Below are 17,136 nucleotides of genomic sequence, written 5' to 3'. Positions count from 1 at the left end.
TGGTCGGCTCAACCAGCAGTCAGCCCGACTCGCCGTCGGCCCGGTTCGGGCAGCGAGGATAGAATCTCCGACGTCAACCACGAGCCGACCCCTGGAGGATCCTTGCCCGCCATTTCGACCCGCGCGGGTCTTCTGCGCGTCGGGCTCGCCCTGTGGGACGGCCTCTGCTGGGCCATGGCGGTGATGGCGCTCGTCATCGCGCGATACAGCTTCAATCTGCGGGGCGAGGAGGCACACTTCGTCCTCCAGTACGCCGTCGCCGCGATTGTCGCGCAGGTCGTGGTGGGGTTCGTCACCAAGCTCTACCGCGGGCGACACACCATCGCGTCGTTCGAAGAGTCGGTGCAGCTCGCGGGGATCACGCTCAGCATCGGGCTGGTCCTCGGCGTCCTCTCCGCGTTGATCGCCACGCCCGGGTACCCGCGCGTCGTAACGTTCACCGTCCCGCTGGCGGCGCTTGTCCTCATGGCTGCCGGGCGCTTCCTGTTCCGCGCGCTGACGCGGGCCAACCAGCACACGGAAGGCACCGAGCCGGTGCTCGTCTACGGTGCGGGCAACGCGGGTGCGCAGCTCGGACGACTGCTGGACTATGACGTCGACGCCCCCTTCGAGATCGTCGGCTACCTCGACGACGACCCCGCAAAGCGCAACCTGCACCTCTCCGGCACGAAGGTGCTCGGCGGCCTCGACCGGCTGCCGTCGGCGGCGCAGGCGAAGGGAGTACGCACGGTGATCGTCGCCATTCCGACCGCCGGCCGCGGCCTGATGCGCGACATCTCGAGGGTCGCCGACGAGGCGGGCCTGACCGTGCTCGTCATGCCGCCGACGCGCGAGATGGTCAGCGGCCGTGTCGAGCTCAGCAGCCTGCACCGGCTCGACGTCACCGACCTGCTCGGTCGCGCCCAGATCACGACGAACCTCGGTGAGATTTCCGGATACCTCACCGGCAAGGTGGTCCTGGTCACGGGTGCGGGCGGGTCGATCGGCTCGGAGATCGCGCGTCAGGTTCACCGGTTCGGGCCGAAGGAACTCGTCATGCTCGACCGCGACGAGTCCGGCCTGCACGGCACGCAGCTGTCGATTTACAAGCAGGGCCTCCTCGACACCCCGAACATGGTGCTCTGCGATATCCGCGACGCCCCCGCCCTCGACGCGGTCTTCGCCGTGCATCGTCCCGACGTCGTGTTCCACGCGGCCGCACTGAAGCACCTGCCGATGCTCGAGCAGTACCCCCTCGAGGGGTGGAAGACCAACACGCTCGGCACCCTCAACGTGCTGCGCGCCGCCGAGAAGTACGGCGTCGAGCGTTTCGTGAACATCTCCACTGACAAGGCCGCCGACGCCACCAGCGTCCTCGGCAAGACCAAGCGCCTCGCCGAGGAGCTGACGGCCCACTTCGCGAAGCGGACGGGACGCACCTGGCTGTCGGTGCGGTTCGGCAACGTGCTCGGCTCCCGCGGCTCGATGCTGCACACGTTCACCGCGCAGATCGAGGCCGGCGGCCCGCTCACCGTCACGCACCCTGACATCACGCGTTACTTCATGACCATCCCGGAGGCGTGCGAGCTCACCATCCAGGCCGGCGCCATCGGCCAACCCGCCGATGTCCTCGTCCTCGACATGGGCGAACCGGTCAAGATCCTCGACGTTGCCAAGGGCCTCATCGCCCGCTCCGGTAAGGACATCGCCATCGTCTTCACCGGGCTCCGCGCGGGCGAGAAGATGCACGAGGTGCTGTTCAGCGACGACGAGGAACGCACCTCGACCAGCCACGAGCTGGTCTCCCGCGTCGAGGTTCCACCGCTCGATCCTGCGGAGCTCGACGCTGTTGACGGCTCCGACCCCGAGTCCATCGGCACCCTCACCCAGCAGCAGCACGCGGCAGCCGCGGCCGAGCGCATCCGCCGGGAGGCGGCGTCGGGCCTCGACGGCGTGACGCTGCAGCGCCCCGAGGCGTGAATGACGCGGCGCGCGGCCCCGGAGACGGACAGGTTCAGGACGCTCGGTAACCGGGTGTCCTGGCTGGTCGTCCCGTACGTCGCCGTCGCTCAGTTTGCGACGCTCGGCACGCCCATCGTGAAGCTCGTCTACCCCGCGGTCGGGATCACGTGGCTGACCTACGAGACGGTCGCCCTGCTCCTCCTTGCGGGGATTTCCGTGCCGTGGCTCCTGCGCCGACGCCGCGAGCTGGACCGGGCTGCGGGGGTCGCGATGCTCGCCTTCACGGCGCTGATCCTCTACGCCGTCGTGTCCGCCATCGTCAGGCCGGATCCACACGTGCAGATCAACGAGGAGCACTGGGACGTCCCGACGCCGTTCCTGGTCGCGCCGCTGGTCACGGCATGGTTGGCGATGGTCGCGGGTGTCGGGCTGGTGCTGGCCGCAGAGCGGTCTCGCCGGCTCCGCGTGCTGACCGTTGCGGCCGCCGCGGCGATCGTCTGCGCGTTCGCCGCGTGGCCGATCCACGCCGCCGCCACCCGCTCCATCCGCTTCTCGACCGGCCAGGGCGGCGCCGCCGTCGTGCACGTCATGCTGCTGCTCGTCGCCGCCGTCGGCGTCGCGTGTCTCCTGCGCGCCGCTGACCGCAGGACCCAGGCGTTCTGCGCGGTGCTCGTCGCAGGTGCGCTTATTGGCATCGTGGCGACCCAGTCGCGCGGCGCGCTCATCACGCTGGGCGTGTGGCTCGTCCTCTTGCTGCTGGGCAGGGTGACCGGGAGCATCGGGATGAGGCGGTGGTGGCCGCTGGTCGTCGGGGCGGGCGTCGTCGCGGTCGTCGCGCCGCTCATTCCCGGGGCGTCCCGGGTGCTCTCGCTCGCCGACCCGCAGCGGCTCTCCAATCTCGAGGTCTCGCTGAAGCTGTGGCTCGCCGACCCCGCGACGGTCGTCTTCGGCACCGGACCGGGAGGGGTGTGGCCGTGGCACTTCTTCGAGTCCATGAAGGTGCACCCGAAGCACTACGAGACCAGCATGGGGTCCGTGCTCGGCACGCCGCATTCGACGCCGCTCGCGGCGCTGGTCGAGCTCGGCGTCGTCGGGGCGATCCTGCTGGCCGCGGTCCTCGTCGCCGTCGCGCTGCTCGCCTTCGGAGCGCGCACGCCGTCGGCCCGCTGGGCGGTGGCTGCGGCGCTCCTGGCGACCCTCGTCGCGTTCCTCTTCGACACGTACCTGCTGCGCAACTTCGGCATCGCCGTCTGGTGGTGGGCGGCCGTCGCGCTCATCGCCACCTGGCCGCCCGCCCCGCTTACCCGCGCGACCTCCGAGGAGTAGCCATGCGCATCTGTTACCTGGATCACTACGCGGGGTCGCCGACGGCGGGCATGGAGTTCCGCCCGCATGCGATGGCGGTCGAGTGGGCCAAGCTCGGGGTCGACACCACGATCGTCGCGGGCACCTACAGCCACCTCCGCGTCCGCAACTTCCCCGACGCCGAGCCGGGCCGTCCGTACGACGTCGACGGCGTCGAGTTCCGCTTCCTGCGCACCCGCGAATACCAGGGCAACGGCGCCGGCCGCATTCTCAGCTGGGTCGACTACGTGGGGGGCGGGATGCGCGCCGCGAAGGCGATCGCGCGCGAGCTGCGCCCCGACGCCGTGATCTCGTCGTCGACCTACCCCTTCGACACCTACTTCGCGCAGCGCCTCGCCAAGCTCGCGGGCGCGCGGCTCGTCCACGAGGTTCACGACCTATGGCCGCTGACGCCCATCGAGCTCGGCGGGCACTCGCCTCGCCACCCGCTGATGGCCGCGATGGCCGCCGCGGAACGCTCCGCGTACGCGCATAGCGACGCGATCGTCTCGATCCTTCCCAACATCGAACCGCACGTCCGCTCGCTCGGCGTCGACACCCCCGTGATCCCGATTCCGAACGGGATCGACGCCGTCGCCACGCCCGAGCCCGCCCCGGACGCGTTCGTCCGGGTGATCGACGACCTCCGAGCCCGCGGGCGCCGCGTCCTCGGCTACGCGGGCGGGATGACGACGGCGAACGCCATGGACGACCTCATCGCCGCGATGGCCCTGCTGAGGGACGAGCCGATCACCGCCGTCCTCATCGGCGACGGCCTCTACCGGGCGGACCTGGAGCGCCAGGCGCAGGAGGCAGACGCCGACGTCGTGTTCTTCGGCTCTCTGCCCAAGGCGGAGGTGCACGACGCGCTGACCCGCTGCGACGCGCTGTACATCGGGTCGAAGCGCGGCGCGCTGTACGAGTACGGGGTGTCGGCGAACAAGATCTTCGACTACATGCTGACCGGCGTGCCGGTGGTAGATGCCTTCGACTCCGAGCACTCGCCGCTGGCCTACGCCGGATGCGCCGTTCCCGCTCATGCCGAGGATCCGGCCGACATCGCCCGCGCCATCCGCGAGGCGGTGACGTTACCGGAGGACGAACGGGCGCGGCGTGGCGCCGTCGGGGTCGCGTGGGTCACCGAGCATCACGCCCTCCCGGCGCTCGCCGCCGAGTTCCTCGGGGTCTTGTCTGGCTGAGGTCCAACCTGCGCGAGGGGCGAGGGCGAGGAGGAGCACCGCGGCGGCGAGGCCGTGGCTCAGCATCGCGGTGAGGATGCTCGCGTTGCCCAGCACGATGCAGGGCAGGAACATCAGCATGAACCCGACCGATGCGGGGAGGCCCTTCGCGGCCAGGTCGACGAGGATCAGCAGCGCCCCGAACGCGACGCCCGCGATGAGCATGCCGGGCCAGCCCGCCTGGGCGAAGCCGTCGCCGAACAGGTTGACGTTCGACGAGTTCGTGGTCACACCGTGGATCTCGCGCCCGATCACGAACGGGACCGGCATGTCGTACGGGTACGTGATGAGGCCGCGCAACAGCCCCTCCGACAGGAACACGAAGCGGTGCTCGTCGAAGAACGCGACGTAGTTGGCCGCCAACTGTCCGGGGGTGGCGAGGAAGCGGCGCGTGAACAACGAGCTGAACCAGACGCTGTTCGTCACGACGTCGAGGATGCCCGCGCCGACCACCCCAGCCGCGAGGCCGGCGGGCAGCAGCGCCGTCGGGATCGTGCGACGGATGAGAACGGTCAGCACCAGCAGTACCGGGATGGCGAAGAGGAAGGTCTTGAAGCCGGTCTGCAGGTAAATGAACCCTTGACAGGCGATGCCGACGACCACCGGCACCCAGGAACGGCGATGCAGCCCCCGGATGATGACGAGCGGGATGGCCACGTAGCAGGCGGCGGGAACCATGTACGCCAGCGGCGGGAACGCTGCCAGGCTCGTCTTGTAGTCGTCGCGGATGTCGTAGACCTCGGTCAGCCCCGTGAACTCCAGGCGGACCCCGCCGACGGCGACGAGGATCAGGATCGTCGCCGCGATGAACGCCCCTACTCCCGCCCAATACCACCGCGCGGGGAGGTGGGGAAGGGTCGCCGTGACGTGTCCGTGGCCCCAGCGGGCCATCAGGGTGGCGACGGCGAAGGCGGCCCCTGTGAAGAAGCACAGCAGCGCGATCTGCGCTGTCGTGAGGAGCCCGATGACGTTGCCGATCGTGAGCACCGGCACGACGACGGTGGCGAAGATCATCAGGAGCATGAAGTCCGACGGCTTCCGCAGCCGCGCGGGCAGCAGCAGCGACAGCGCGCCCAACTCGGCGACGGCAAGGCCTAACAGCGCGTAGTTCGGGGTGACCCAGGTGTAGCCGAGATACGAGTAGACCGGTGCGACGAGGTGCGCGTAGGCGATCAGCAGGGTAAGTGAGTAGGCCACCGTAGCCGCGAGGTTCCACGGCCACAACTGGCGTTCGGGTCGCGCGGCTGACACCCGGGTAGTATACGAGCGCTATGACTGAGGCTCAGCCACCGACGGCCAACATGCGGCGGTCGACGTCGACCATCATGGTCGGCACCCTCGCGGGCAACGGTGTCGCCTGGCTGCTGAACTTCGCCCTCGCCCGCATCTTCACCAAGGAGATCTTCGGCGCTGCGTCGGTCGTCATCGCCGTCGCCTCGATCTTCATCGGCGTGTCGACGCTGCGGCTGGAGGTCCTCAGCCAACGGGTGTCGGACGACGATGAGGCGAAGTTGCTGCTCAGGGCGGGGCTGTCGCTGTCGCTGTGGTGGGGTGTCGGGCTGACGGCCGCGGCGGGCGTCGCCGTCGGGCTGGGCGCGTCGGCCTACTGGCTGGCGGTGGGACTGATGGTGGTGATGGGGTCGCTGCAACTCATCGGTGCGACGACGCTGACCCGCCGCCGCGCCTATGGTCGCCTTACGGTCGCGAACCTGGAGCAGGCGGCGGGGATGAGCGTCCTCCAGGTCGGCTTCGGGCTTCTGTCCGCGGGCGCGGGTTCGCTGCTCGCCGGGTTCGCGGCCGCCCGCCTGGTCTGGCTCCCGATGCTGCGCGGCGTCCGCCCGATGCTGCGGCCCTGGCACGCACTGTCCGCCGTCCACCGCAGGTTCGGCCTTGTCGCGGGATCGAGCGCATTGGTCAACGCCCTGGCCGGCCAGGCGAGCATCCTGCTGGTCAGCGTCTTCTACACAACCGCCGCCACGGGCATCTACACGATGGCCCAGCGGGTGCTCGTGGTCCCGCTCGCGGTCGTGAGCCAGGCCGTCGCTGCCGCGGCCATCGGCGAGATCGGTGCGCTCGTCCGCGCGGGCGCTCCCTGGTACGCGACGGTGCGGCGCACCGTCTTGGGCCTCGCGGGGATCGGCGCGGTCATCTGCGGCGCGGCTTTCCTGCTGGCAGGGCCGTTGGCGCCGGTCCTGCTCGGCAAGAACTTCGACGGCGCAGGCGAGGTGATCGCGATCCTTGCCATCGGCAGCTGGCTCCAGTTCGCCGTCTCCCCGTTCTCGCAGCTACTGAACATCACGGATGCGCACCGCTCTCTGCTGGCGTGGGACGTCACGCGCTTCCTCCTCCTCTCGCTCGCCTGGATCGTCCCAGGCGCTCTCGGCGCGCCGCTGACAGTGAGCCTGATCACCTACTCGGCCGCCATGACGGTGGTCTACGTGCTGCTCTTCGCGCTCATCCGCCGCGCGGCCAGGACGCCTCGGCCGACGGCGTGACCGCGCCTATGATGGCGGCAGCCCACCCGCGACCCTTCCGAGGAAAGCCATGCACCTGAACGATCTCCCCCGGATCCTGTTGCGCCTGTGGTGGCTCGTCGTCGCCATCACGGTCGTCGTCGCGGGAGCAGCGCTCTGGATCGCGTCGGCGTCGACCAGCTATTCCGCGCGTACGGACGTCACGATCGTCGGAACGAACGTCGCCGACGATCTGTCTGCCGAGCGCGTCGCGGTGTTCGTGCGCGGCGAGCTCCCCGTCTACCAGTCGCTGATGCGGACGCCTCAGGTGCTCGAACGGGCGGTTGAGCTCTCAGGACAGAGCGTGACGCCGGAGGAACTGGGCCGCACCCTCGTCGTGAACGTCGTCGAGCAGGTGGTGAGCCTTCGGGTCGAGACCGGGTCGCCGGAGCGCAGCCAGGCGCTGGTGACCGGCGCGGCGACTGCCCTCGTCGAGGCGATCGACCAGTTGCACCGGGAGTCCAACGCTCCCGTGGTGCGCGCGATGGTCCTCGATCAACTCCCGACGGCGGCATCGACGACGTCGTCCTCGCGCACCCTCCTGCTGGGCCTCGCACTCGGCTTGGTGCTCGGCTGCGCCGCCGCGGCCCTCGTCAGCCTGGCCCGCGGTCGCGCGGGCAGCGCGGCCGAGCTGGCGCACGTCATCGACGATCGCATCCTCGGGGACTTTCCCGGAACCATCGGAGCCCCGGAGGCGGGTCGGTGGCTGAGGACGGTCGTCGAAGGGCGGTCTGGTCAGGCGCCCCGCCTTGTCGTCGTCGCCGGCGCGGCGCGCGACGAGGCGTCGCGTGAGATCGCATTGGCGCTCGCCGACGCCTACGCCGAGGACGGGGCCGAGGTGCGGTTGGTCGTCGACGGCGCCGACATCGTCCCCCCGGCGGGGGTCCTTGCGGAGCGAGTCGCGGGGATCTCTCGGGATACGCTCGAGGGCCTTACGCCCCGGACGGCTGACGCTGTGACCGTCGTGGCCGCACGGTCGGTGCTGGGCAGCGCCGACGCCCTGCGCGCGGCGGTGAAGGCGGACCGGGTGCTGCTGGCCGTGCACCGCGACGACCGCGCCCGCGAGGCCGTCGCCGCTTCGGAGACGCTCCAGGCCGGCGGGGCCGAGCTGCGCGGCGTCGTCGTCGTTGACGGATAAGAGGCCTAACGAGAGGAGACGCGGTCGAGCGCCCGCCGGGTGACGGCGAGGAGCGCGGGGACCTCAGCCTCGAAGTTGAACTCGTCCTCGATGGCGCGGCGTCCGCGGGCGCCCATCTGGGCCGCGGACGCAGGGTCGGCGAGCAGGCCGCGGATGGCCTCGGCGGGGGCGTCGGCCGTCGTCGTGTCGACGAAGACGCAGCAGTCGTGGCCGTGGAGGAGTTTGCGTAGCCAGGGGAAGTCGCTGACGACGGCGGGGATGCCGGCGGCCAGGTACTCGAACAGCTTCGTCGGGATGGAGTCGACGTAGTTGTTCAGCGGCTTCAGGAAGACCAGGCCGATGGAGCCGGTCGCGACGACCCCCGGCACCTCCGTCGAGGGGAGCATGCCCAGATACTCGATCTGCGCGTCACCCTCCAGCAGGGGCGCGATGTCCGCGTCCGCAGGCCCCGCGACGAGGAGCTGAGCGCCAGGGACACGCGTGACGGCGTCGATCATCACGTCGACCTGCCGCCCCTGTGACAGCAGCCCGACGTAGACGATCCGCCCGGGTACCGGGGAGTTCGATGCGGGAGGGTAATCGCGGAGGTAGGGGTAGTTGTGCACCACCGCGGCGTTGGGGTTCCGGTACAGCGTGCGGATGTGCGGGGTCGAGGTGACGATGCCGTCGAACCCGCGGTCGGCCCATCGGACGAGCAGGCGCGCGTACGCCATCGCGAGCGGATGCAGGGGGCGAGGGATGTACGACTTGTCGTCCATCTGCCCCACGAGGTCCTCGTGCGCGTCGTAGATCGCCGCCTTGCGGTGCAGCGTCTTCCACAGCCACACCATCGGGATGAGCTCCGGATCGTGGACGTGCACCACATCCGGCTGCACGCGGCTCAGCGCCCGCCACGCCTTCAGTTGCGCGGTGACGAGGCGCTGGAACACGCCGCTGGCCTTGCCGATGCCGACGGTGCGGACGCCCTGGTCCACGCCGTCGCCATCCTGCGCGCCGATGAACCACAGGTCGATCCCCTCGCGGGCCAGTGAAGCGCACTCCTTGTTGAAGATGCGGTTGTCGCGCGGCGGGTGCAGCGTGGAGATGTGAGCGACCCGTCCCGGCGATATGGCCTGTGACAAGGGACTACGCCCCAGCGCCTAGGCGAAGGAACGTCACGTCGGGCCAGAGTGACGCGTCGAGCACCCCGCGTCCGTCGACGAACGCCCGGAGGCCGGGAAGGTCGGCGGGGGTCAGCGCGAGGTACTCGGGATGGTCGGCCTGGAGGATCGCTGCATCCACCGGGGTGCCCAAGCGATAGGCGGCGAAGCCGTAGCGGGCGAGCTCATCGTCGGTGAACATCGGGTCGTGCACGAACACCTCGGCGCCGCGAGAGCGGAGGCTGTCGACGGTGGGGAAGACGCCGGAGAAGGCGGTCTCCTTGACCCTCCCGCGATACGAGGCGCCCAGCACGACGACCCTCTTGCCCGCCAGGCCGCCCAACGCGCCCTCGGCGAGGCCGACGGCGTACTCCGGCATGGTCATGTTCGCCTCGCGCGCGGTGCGCACGATCGTCGCGTCCGGGTCCGTGTACAGGTAAAGGCGCGGATAGACGGGGATGCAGTGGCCGCCGACGGCGATGCCGGGGCGGTGGATGTGGCTGTACGGCTGCGAGTTTGAGGCCTCGATGACCTTGTGGACGTCGATGCCGTTGGCCGCGGCGAACCGTCCGAACTGGTTCGCAAGGCCGATGTTGACATCGCGGTAGGTGGTCTCGGCGAGCTTCGCCATCTCGGCGGCCTCGGCCGACCCCAGGTCCCAGACGCCGTTGCCCTGCGTAAGGTCCGGACGCTCGTCGAAGGTCAGCACCTGCTCGTAGAACTCGACGCCCCTGCGGGCCCCCTCCGGGGTCAAGCCGCCGACGAGCTTCGGGTACTTGCGCAGATCCTCGAACACGCGACCGGTGAGGACGCGTTCGGGGGAGAAGACGAGGTGGAAGTCCTCGCCCTCGGCCAGGCCGGAGACCTCCTCGATCATCGGCTTCCAGCGGGTGCGGGTGGTGCCGACGGGCAGGGTCGTCTCGTAGCTGACGAGCGTTCCGGGGGTGAGGTGTTCGGCGAGGCTGCGGGTGGCGGACTCCATCCAGCCGAAGTCGGGCTGCCAGGTCGCGTCGTCCACGAACAGCGGCACGACGATGACGATCGCGTCGGCGCCGGGGATGGCGTCGGCGTAGTCGGTGGTGGCGCGGAGCCTGCCTGCGGGAACGAGCGTGCTCAGCTTCTCCTGAAGGTGCGCCTCGCCGGGGAACGGCTCGACGGCGGCGTTGATCGTGTCGACCACGCCCTGCTGCACGTCGACGCCCACGACGTCGTGCCCCATCTCGGCGAACTGGACCGCCAGCGGCAGCCCGATCTTGCCCATCGCGACGACGGCAATCTTCACTTCTCTTCCCTCTCCTCGGCGCGTGCCGAGTCTACCTTTCGGCACGGGGCCCGGCGCTTCGCACGGAACCCGGCTCAAGGCGCGGTCAGTGGACCAGGACGATCTTTCCGACGTTGTCGCCGCCGATCAGCTGCTCGTGCGCGCGCCGCACCTCCGCGAACGGGACACGGGTCTCGGGGGAGAGGCGGATGCGCCCGTCGGCGAGCATCGGCCAGACGTCGCGCTCGACGGCGGCGCAGATCGCGGCCTTCTCCGCGTCTGGGCGGAACCGCAGCGAGGTGGCGGTGATCGTCGCCTGCTTGGCAAGCAGCTGGCCGAGGTTCAGCGTGCCCTTCACGCCGCCCTGCAGGCCGATGACGACGATGCGGCCTCCGCGGCGCAGCGCAGCCACGTTCGACTCCAGGTACTTCGCGCCGATGATGTCGAGGATCAGGTCTGCGCCGCGGGTCGTCGACTTCAGCTCCGCGACCCACTCGCCGTGGTAGTCGAAGGCGTAGTCGGCGCCATGGTCGAGGCAATGCTTGAGCTTCTGCCGGGTTCCCGCCGTCGCCGCGACGGTTGCGCCGAGCGCCTTCGCGTACTGAGTGGCGAAGGTGCCGATGCCTCCCGCGCCGCCGTGCACGAGGAACACCTCGCCTGCGGCCAGCCTGCCCACCTGCAGGTTCGACACGACGGTGGCAGCCACCTCGAGCACGCCCGCGGCCGACACCAGGTCGACGCCGGGGGGCAGCGGGATCAACTGCCCCTCCGGTGCGACGAACAGCTCTGCGTAGCCGCCGCCGGCCAGCAGCGCGACGACCTCGTCGCCCACCTGCCAGCGCTCCACGCCCTCGCCGACAGCCTCGACGATGCCCGACGCCTCCAACCCGATGATGTCGGTGACCCCCGCCGGCGGCGGGTAGTGCCCCTGGCGTTGCAGCACGTCCGCGCGATTGACGCCGGACGCGACCGTCCGGACGAGCACCTCGCCGGGTGCGGGTCTCGGCGGCGGCGCCTCTCCGATGGTCAGGGCCTCCGGCCCGCCGGGGGTTTCCACAAGAACAGCACGCATGCGGCTACGGTACTCGTCACCACTCCAGCTCGCGCGCGGAGGTGAAGCGGCGCGGGGCGCCGTCGACAGGGTCGGTGAACTCCAGTCGGTAGGCGAGCAGGCGCAGGGGCGTGCGGAAGTCGTCGACCTCGGTGTCCGTTACCTCCGGGTACAGAGGGTCGCCGAGCAGTGGGATGCCGAGCTGATCGAAGTGCGCCCGGATCTGATGCGTCTTTCCGGTCAGCGGGCGGACCTCGTACAGCGCAAGGTCGCCCCGGTGCTCAATCAGGTCGATGTCGGTGAACGCGTTGGGTGGGGCCTCAACGGTCTCCACCTGCAGCGTGCCGACGCGCTTGACCAGGTGCGACTCCACGCGGAGCGGAAGCACGAGGCGCTCGTCGAAGGGGGCGATGGCCCGGTAGGTCTTGGTGGCCCCGCGGTCGGCGAACACGGACTGGTACGGCGCGCGCCACCGTCGCTCCGTCGTCATGAGCAGCACGCCGGCGGTGCCGCGGTCGAGGCGGTGCGCGGCGGACAGCTCCGGCAGGTCGAGCGCCTTGCGCGCCTTCACGACGGCGCTCTGCACCACGTGCCTGCCGCGGGGAATCGTCGCAAGGAAGTGCGGCTTGTCGAACACGACGACGCGATCGTCGCGATGGAGGACGGTCAGCTCGCCGGGAACGGCCGGCTCTTCGCGGAGCGTCCGGTGAAACCACACGAAAGTGTGGGGCCGGTACGGCTCGCGCCCGGTCAAGGGGCGGCCGCGGTCGTCGACGAACTGACCGGCGGCCAGCAGCTCGTCGACCTCCTCGGGCGTCGGCGCGAGCTTCTCCACGAGCCAGTCGCGCATCGTGGCCCAGGGCGCCGTAGCTGCGGGATCACGGTCCGGCGTGCGCACCCAGGCGGCCTGCAGCCCGTGACGAGGGGGGAGGGGTGACTGTGGGGGCACCGGGCTTGTCCCTTCCTGTGCGTTGGGCGTAGCAGCATGGAGTTTTGGCTCATGATCCGGCTTCCTGTGCTCGATCACGCACGGATCGGCCACCTGTGCGCCGAAACTCCATGGCAAAGGCCGGATGGCGGCGAGGGGTGCCCTCTACGCCTGTCGCGGCGAGGGGTGCCCTCTACGCCTGTCGCGGCGAGGGTGGGATTCGAACCCACGGAGAGTTGCCCCTCGGCCGCTTTCAAGGCGGCTGCACTAGTCCACTATGCGACCTCGCCAGTGCGTTTCCATGCTAGCGGTGTGAGGTGTCACTGGCGAAGTCCGCACGGGTAGGCTCTGCGTATGGCCCAGAGCACCTACCTGATCCAGCCCCAGCCTCCTGTCCGCGCGTTCGTGATCGCCGCCATCTCCGCGCTCCTGGGGGCGCTCCTGCTGGTCGGGGCCCTCGCGTGGGAGTGGCACGTGGTCGTTGCGGTGCTCGGCGGGGTGTTCCTGGCCGCGGGCGTGGTGCTCACCGTCGCCGGGTTCATCTCGATGAGCAGGCTCACGGTGCAGCTCGTGTTCGACGAGGACGGCTACGCGGTGCGCGGACTGGATGTCGAGCAGAGTGGGAAGTGGCTCGACGTCACCAAGCTGACCGTCTCCGAGGACGGCGGCCACGTCACCATCTACCACGGCGTCGTGCGCCGCACGCATCTGCTTTTCCCCGCCCGCGACCGGGCGCTCGTCGACGACGTTCTCGCCGACGCGACGGCGCGCCTGCGCCAGTCGCGGGCGTGAAGCAAGCTCCTAGCCTTCTTCGGGGTTGTAGGCGCAGGCGTCGGCGACGTCCTGCGCGGGCTCCGACGACGCCGAAGTCGCCGGAGTGGTGGTCTCAGGGTCCTTCGTCTTCGTCGGCTTGGGTGACTTCGCGGGCTTCGGCGCGATCGCCTTCGCGACCGCCTCCCGCATCGCGTCGAAGTCCGGGTTGGCCCAGACGTAGCCGTGGTTGCCGTTCGTGAAGACGAGACGGCGCACCGAACCGCTGTCCTTCACGCGGAAGGCGAGGTCGATGATGCCGCTCAGGTCCTGTCGGGGAATGTCGGTGGTCAGCATGTCGCCGGATGCGGCGGCGATGGGCTCGAAGCTCGTCAACAGCGTCTGCGGGTTGGCCTGGTCGATGATGGCGTTGACCAGGCACGACTGGCGGGCCATGCGATCGTAGTCGTCGACGCCCCAGCGGCTGCGGCCGTACCACAGGCCCTCACGGCCCATCAGGTGTTGGTTGGGGCCCGGCGATATCCACTCGGTGGGTGGGATGTTCCTGTCGGTGTTGCCGCCGATGCCCAGCCGCCGGTTGACGTTGACCGTGACACCGCCCATGGCGTCGATCAGCGCTTTCATGCCGTCGATGTTCAGCATGACGAAGTAGTCGATCGGCAGCCCCGTGATGCCCTCGACCCCCTGCTTCAGGGCCTCGGCGCCGCGGTAGGTGCTGCCCTCGAACAGGTCGGGGCGGCTGCCCTCTACGTGCTCCCAGATGGAGTTGACGAAGAAGTCGCCCTCGGGTTCGCCGCGGAAGCCGTTCGGGAACGCCTCATGCATCTCCGTGCCCTCCGGGAACGGCGTGTACTGCACGTTGCGGGGGATCTGAATGAGCGTGAGGTCGCCCGTAGCGGTGTCGATGGAGGCGACCATGATGGTGTCGGTGCGGATGCCGTACTTCGCCACGTTCTCTGCCCGGGACTTGTCGCCGTCGGCACCCAGCAGCAGGATGTTGACGCGCGGGATGCCGGCCCAGGGATCGGGACCCTCCGTGTTGAGCGTGGGGCGGCGGGTCGCGACGACCGTGCCCGAGTCGGCGAGCACGTTGTTGAGGAGTAAGGAGGCGTCGCGGGTGTAGCGGGCGGCGAGCGCCGTCGGTGCGGCTGTGGCGAACGACAGTGCGGCGACGACGACGGCCGCGACGAGTCGTCGGCCGTCTGCTAGCGCCGGGGGACGAGTCGCCAGATGGGTGACAAGCACCAACGCCACCCACAGCACCGCCAGGAGCGCGAGGGTGGGGGTTGCCACGGCGAGGAAGCTCTCGGAGGCAGCGAGCTTGGCCAGCCCCGCCTGATCCTTGACGGCTTTGAAGCCGAGGTATCCGAGCGCGACAAGGGCGAGCGTCGCCGTCACGCCACCGAGGACCTTCAGCCCCCGCTGCGGCGCGCCGAGCAAGCCTGAACCGGGGAGCACCGTCGACGCGAGGGTCAGCAGCAGCGAACGGCGAAGCGAGCGAGGGTTCGGCTCGCCGGGGACGCGTCGGGCGCGCACGGGAGGCTGGGCATGTGCGGGGCGGTAGTCGTACACCGGAACGTCGCCCGGACGGAAAACGTCGTCGGCCGCGCCGCGTCGCGGCTGCTGCTCGTCGGTCATACTCTGCCTTCCTGCCCCGGGGTCAGTCTATGCGCAGCGGAGGGACCGTTTGCCGGGCCGCGCGCGGCTCGGCTACGCTGGTCCGGCACTGGAGGTGTCGCCTAGTACGGTCTATGGCGCCCGCCTGCTAAGCGGGTTTGGGGCTTCAACCCCATCGCGGGTTCAAATCCCGCCACCTCCGCCAGCGCACCCTGAGCCCCCGGACATCCGGGGGCTCAGGTGGTCTTGGTCGCTCTCCAAGTCGAGCAGGAAGGCTTTTCGCTCGACCCCTCCCGCATAGCCCGTCAGCCGACCCGTCGCGCCGACCACCCGATGACAAGGCACGATGATGCTGATCGGGTTGCGTCCCGTCGCGGTGCCGACGGCGCGGGAGGCGGACGGCTTGCCCAACGCCGTCGCGAGTTCGCCGTACGTGCGGGTCTCCCCGAATGGAATGGCGGCGATCAACTCCCAGACCGTTTGCTGGAAGGCCGTGCCGACCGGCGCGAGCGGAAGGTCGAACGTGCGCCGTCGGCCCTCGAAGTACTCGGTCAGCTGCGCGAGGGCCGCGGGAAGGGCGTCGTCGACGAGCGGACCGAGATCGTAGGTGGGGAAGGGCTTGTGGCTCTGCATGTAGATGCCGACGAGGGCGTCGTCGTGCGCGACGACGGTGAGCGGCCCGATGGGCGAGGGATGGACGCTGTGCTTCATGGGATCTCCTGACAGCCGGGCAGACCCGGGATGGTGTTGACGGCGTGGGGCGTGAGCGCCCACAGGTGCTGGGTGGCGTACGAGCGCCAGGGACGCCAGGCCTCGGCGCGGGTGGCGAGATCGTCGACGCCGAGCACGGGCGCGGCGCGCAGCACGCCGAGGTCGGTGGACGGGAAGGCGTCGGGATCGCCGAGTGCGCGCATGGCGACCATCTCGACGGTCCACGGGCCGATGCCTTTCAGCGCGAGGAGGTCGGCCCTTGCCTTCTCGCGATCGGCCCCGGGGCCGAGGTCGAGGGCGTCGTCGGCGAGTGCAGCGGCGAGCCGACGCAGCGTGTCGCGCCGCGACTGAGGAAACGCGAAAACCTCGTCCGGCGCCGCTGCGATCGCCGACGACTCAGGGAACAGGTGGGTCAGCCCGGGAATGCCGGTGTCGACGGGCGTGCCGATGGCGGCGACCAACCGGGCGCCGTGCGTGCGGGCCGCAGCCGTCGACACCTGCTGGCCGAGCACGATCTTTATCGCCGTCTCCGCGCCGTCGACCCCCCGGGGAATCCGTCGTCCAGGATGGGCGGCGACAAGCGGTGCGAGGGCGGGGTCAAGCGAGAGGTGGGCGTCGACGGCGATGGGGTCGGCGTCGAGGTCGAGCATGCGGCGGAGCCGGGACACGGCGGTCGGGAGCTGGGAGACGTCCGTGAGCCCGACGCGCGCCCTGACTCCGCGGGGCACCGGCGAGAGCGATGCCACGCCCCAACCGTTGGGGAGCCGCAGCGTGCGGTGGTAGGCGCCGTCGGCGAAGGCCTCCACGCCGTCGATCCTCGTCGCGATGAGGTGCCCGAACACGTTGCACGGGCAGAACGGCTCCCTTGCCGCGAGTGTGACGTCGACGAAGGTGAGGGCTCCAGCGGCCTCGCGGTGGGAGGTCCGCCGGCGCTGCCGCAGCTCTGTGGGGGTCGCGGCGTAGGCGGCGCGCAGGGTGTCGTTGAAGGAGCGGATGCTGTCGAAGCCGGCCGCGAACGCGATGTCCGACAGCGGTAGGTCCGTCGCCTCGATCAGGGTCCGGGCCGACTGCGCGCGCCGCGCTCGTGCCAACGCGAGGGGTCCGGCGCCCGCGCCGTCGGACAGGAGCCGCTGGACCTGGCGGACCGAGTAGCTCAGTCGCGCGGCCAGGCCGGGGACGCCCTCGCGGTCGACCACGCCGTCGTCGATCAGCCGCACCGCCCGCGCGACGGCATCACTGCGGACGTCCCACGCGGGCGACCCGGGCGACGCGCCGGGGACGCAGCGCTTGCACGCCCGGAACCCGGCGAGTTGCGCGGCCGCGGCCGTGGGGTAGAACTCGACGTTGCCGGGAGCCGGGGTGCGTGCGGGGCAGGAGGGCCGGCAGTAGATGCCGGTCGATGTCACGCCGGTGAAGAACAGCCCGTCGAAGCGCGCGTCCTTTGCGGCGATGGCACGCAGGCAGGCGTCTCGGTCGGTGTGCAT

Annotated in this window: 14 protein-coding genes and 2 tRNA genes; 7 read left to right on the top strand and 9 right to left on the bottom strand. The window is 70.2% G+C overall.

The window, feature by feature from the left end; genetic code table 11:
- Positions 1-102: 102 nt before the first annotated feature.
- Genes IPJ61_RS03430 through IPJ61_RS03420 form a run of 3 tightly spaced genes read left to right on the top strand, consistent with a single transcriptional unit; the run spans position 103 to position 4,484 of the window.
- On the top strand, positions 103-1,959 hold the full coding sequence (locus tag IPJ61_RS03430) for a polysaccharide biosynthesis protein (protein WP_297103064.1): 1,857 nt from the start codon (positions 103-105) through the stop codon (positions 1,957-1,959).
- On the top strand, positions 1,960-3,267 hold the full coding sequence (locus IPJ61_RS03425; protein ID WP_297103061.1) for an O-antigen ligase family protein: 1,308 nt from the start codon (positions 1,960-1,962) through the stop codon (positions 3,265-3,267).
- 2 nt (positions 3,268-3,269) lie between these two features.
- Positions 3,270-4,484, top strand: coding sequence for a glycosyltransferase family 4 protein (locus tag IPJ61_RS03420; RefSeq protein WP_297103059.1), 1,215 nt, complete (start codon positions 3,270-3,272; stop codon positions 4,482-4,484).
- Here IPJ61_RS03420 and IPJ61_RS03415 read toward each other — a convergent pair.
- A complete protein-coding gene (locus IPJ61_RS03415) occupies positions 4,374-5,774 on the bottom strand; it encodes a hypothetical protein (protein ID WP_297103056.1) in 1,401 nt (466 codons plus the stop codon). The genes IPJ61_RS03420 and IPJ61_RS03415 overlap by 111 nt on opposite strands.
- 20 nt (positions 5,775-5,794) lie before the next feature.
- Between IPJ61_RS03415 and IPJ61_RS03410 the strand changes: the two genes are divergently transcribed.
- Together IPJ61_RS03410 and IPJ61_RS03405 are read left to right on the top strand one after the other, a co-directional pair.
- A complete protein-coding gene (locus IPJ61_RS03410) occupies positions 5,795-7,018 on the top strand; it encodes an oligosaccharide flippase family protein (protein ID WP_297103053.1) in 1,224 nt (407 codons plus the stop codon).
- Between the two features lie 49 nt (positions 7,019-7,067).
- Positions 7,068-8,174, top strand: a complete 1,107-nt coding sequence (locus tag IPJ61_RS03405; protein WP_297103050.1) for a YveK family protein — start codon at positions 7,068-7,070, stop codon at positions 8,172-8,174.
- 5 nt (positions 8,175-8,179) lie between these two features.
- Here IPJ61_RS03405 and IPJ61_RS03400 read toward each other — a convergent pair whose 3' ends face one another.
- The 5 genes from IPJ61_RS03400 to IPJ61_RS03380 all read right to left on the bottom strand — a co-directional run bounded on the left by IPJ61_RS03400 (position 8,180) and on the right by IPJ61_RS03380 (position 12,843).
- Positions 8,180-9,295 (bottom strand): glycosyltransferase family protein, encoded by a 1,116-nt coding sequence (locus IPJ61_RS03400; RefSeq protein ID WP_297103047.1) that lies wholly within the window; start codon positions 9,293-9,295, stop codon positions 8,180-8,182.
- A 4-nt stretch (positions 9,296-9,299) separates the two neighbouring features.
- The gene (locus IPJ61_RS03395) at positions 9,300-10,595 is read right to left on the bottom strand and encodes a nucleotide sugar dehydrogenase (protein ID WP_297103044.1); all 1,296 of its coding nucleotides are present in this window, start codon (positions 10,593-10,595) and stop codon (positions 9,300-9,302) included.
- Between the two features lie 85 nt (positions 10,596-10,680).
- Positions 10,681-11,646, bottom strand: a complete 966-nt coding sequence (locus IPJ61_RS03390) for an NAD(P)H-quinone oxidoreductase (RefSeq protein ID WP_297103042.1) — start codon at positions 11,644-11,646, stop codon at positions 10,681-10,683.
- Positions 11,647-11,662: 16 nt separating this feature from the next.
- Positions 11,663-12,475: a pseudouridine synthase gene (locus IPJ61_RS03385; protein WP_297105492.1), complete on the bottom strand. Its 813-nt coding sequence runs from the start codon at positions 12,473-12,475 to the stop codon at positions 11,663-11,665.
- 283 nt (positions 12,476-12,758) lie between these two features.
- Positions 12,759-12,843 (bottom strand) — tRNA-Ser (locus tag IPJ61_RS03380).
- Positions 12,844-12,907: 64 nt separating this feature from the next.
- On the opposite strand from IPJ61_RS03380, the gene IPJ61_RS03375 reads away from it, so the two are divergent.
- Positions 12,908-13,345 carry a hypothetical protein gene (locus tag IPJ61_RS03375; RefSeq protein ID WP_297103039.1) on the top strand — a complete coding sequence of 146 codons (438 nt, stop codon included), beginning with the start codon at positions 12,908-12,910 and terminating at the stop codon, positions 13,343-13,345.
- Positions 13,346-13,354: 9 nt separating this feature from the next.
- Here IPJ61_RS03375 and IPJ61_RS03370 read toward each other — a convergent pair whose 3' ends face one another.
- On the bottom strand, positions 13,355-14,962 hold the full coding sequence (locus tag IPJ61_RS03370) for an LCP family protein (protein ID WP_297103036.1): 1,608 nt from the start codon (positions 14,960-14,962) through the stop codon (positions 13,355-13,357).
- Between the two features lie 90 nt (positions 14,963-15,052).
- On the opposite strand from IPJ61_RS03370, the gene IPJ61_RS03365 reads away from it, so the two are divergent.
- Positions 15,053-15,146, top strand: a tRNA-Ser gene (locus IPJ61_RS03365).
- On the opposite strand, the gene IPJ61_RS03360 is transcribed toward IPJ61_RS03365, so the two are convergent.
- Both IPJ61_RS03360 and IPJ61_RS03355 read right to left on the bottom strand, forming a co-directional pair.
- Entirely contained in the window at positions 15,125-15,652 is a 528-nt protein-coding gene (locus IPJ61_RS03360) for a methylated-DNA--[protein]-cysteine S-methyltransferase (protein ID WP_297103035.1), read from the bottom strand. The two genes, IPJ61_RS03365 and IPJ61_RS03360, sit on opposite strands and share 22 nt — an antisense overlap.
- Entirely contained in the window at positions 15,649-17,136 is a 1,488-nt protein-coding gene (locus IPJ61_RS03355) for an AlkA N-terminal domain-containing protein (RefSeq protein ID WP_297103032.1), read from the bottom strand. The genes IPJ61_RS03360 and IPJ61_RS03355 overlap by 4 nt, the downstream gene beginning before the upstream one ends.

Origin of the sequence: Tessaracoccus sp. (assembly GCF_016714275.1) — a bacterium.
GTDB lineage: Bacteria > Actinomycetota > Actinomycetes > Propionibacteriales > Propionibacteriaceae > Arachnia.
Note: the sequence above shows the minus strand (reverse complement) of the source record. Positions and strands in the feature narration are given on the sequence as shown.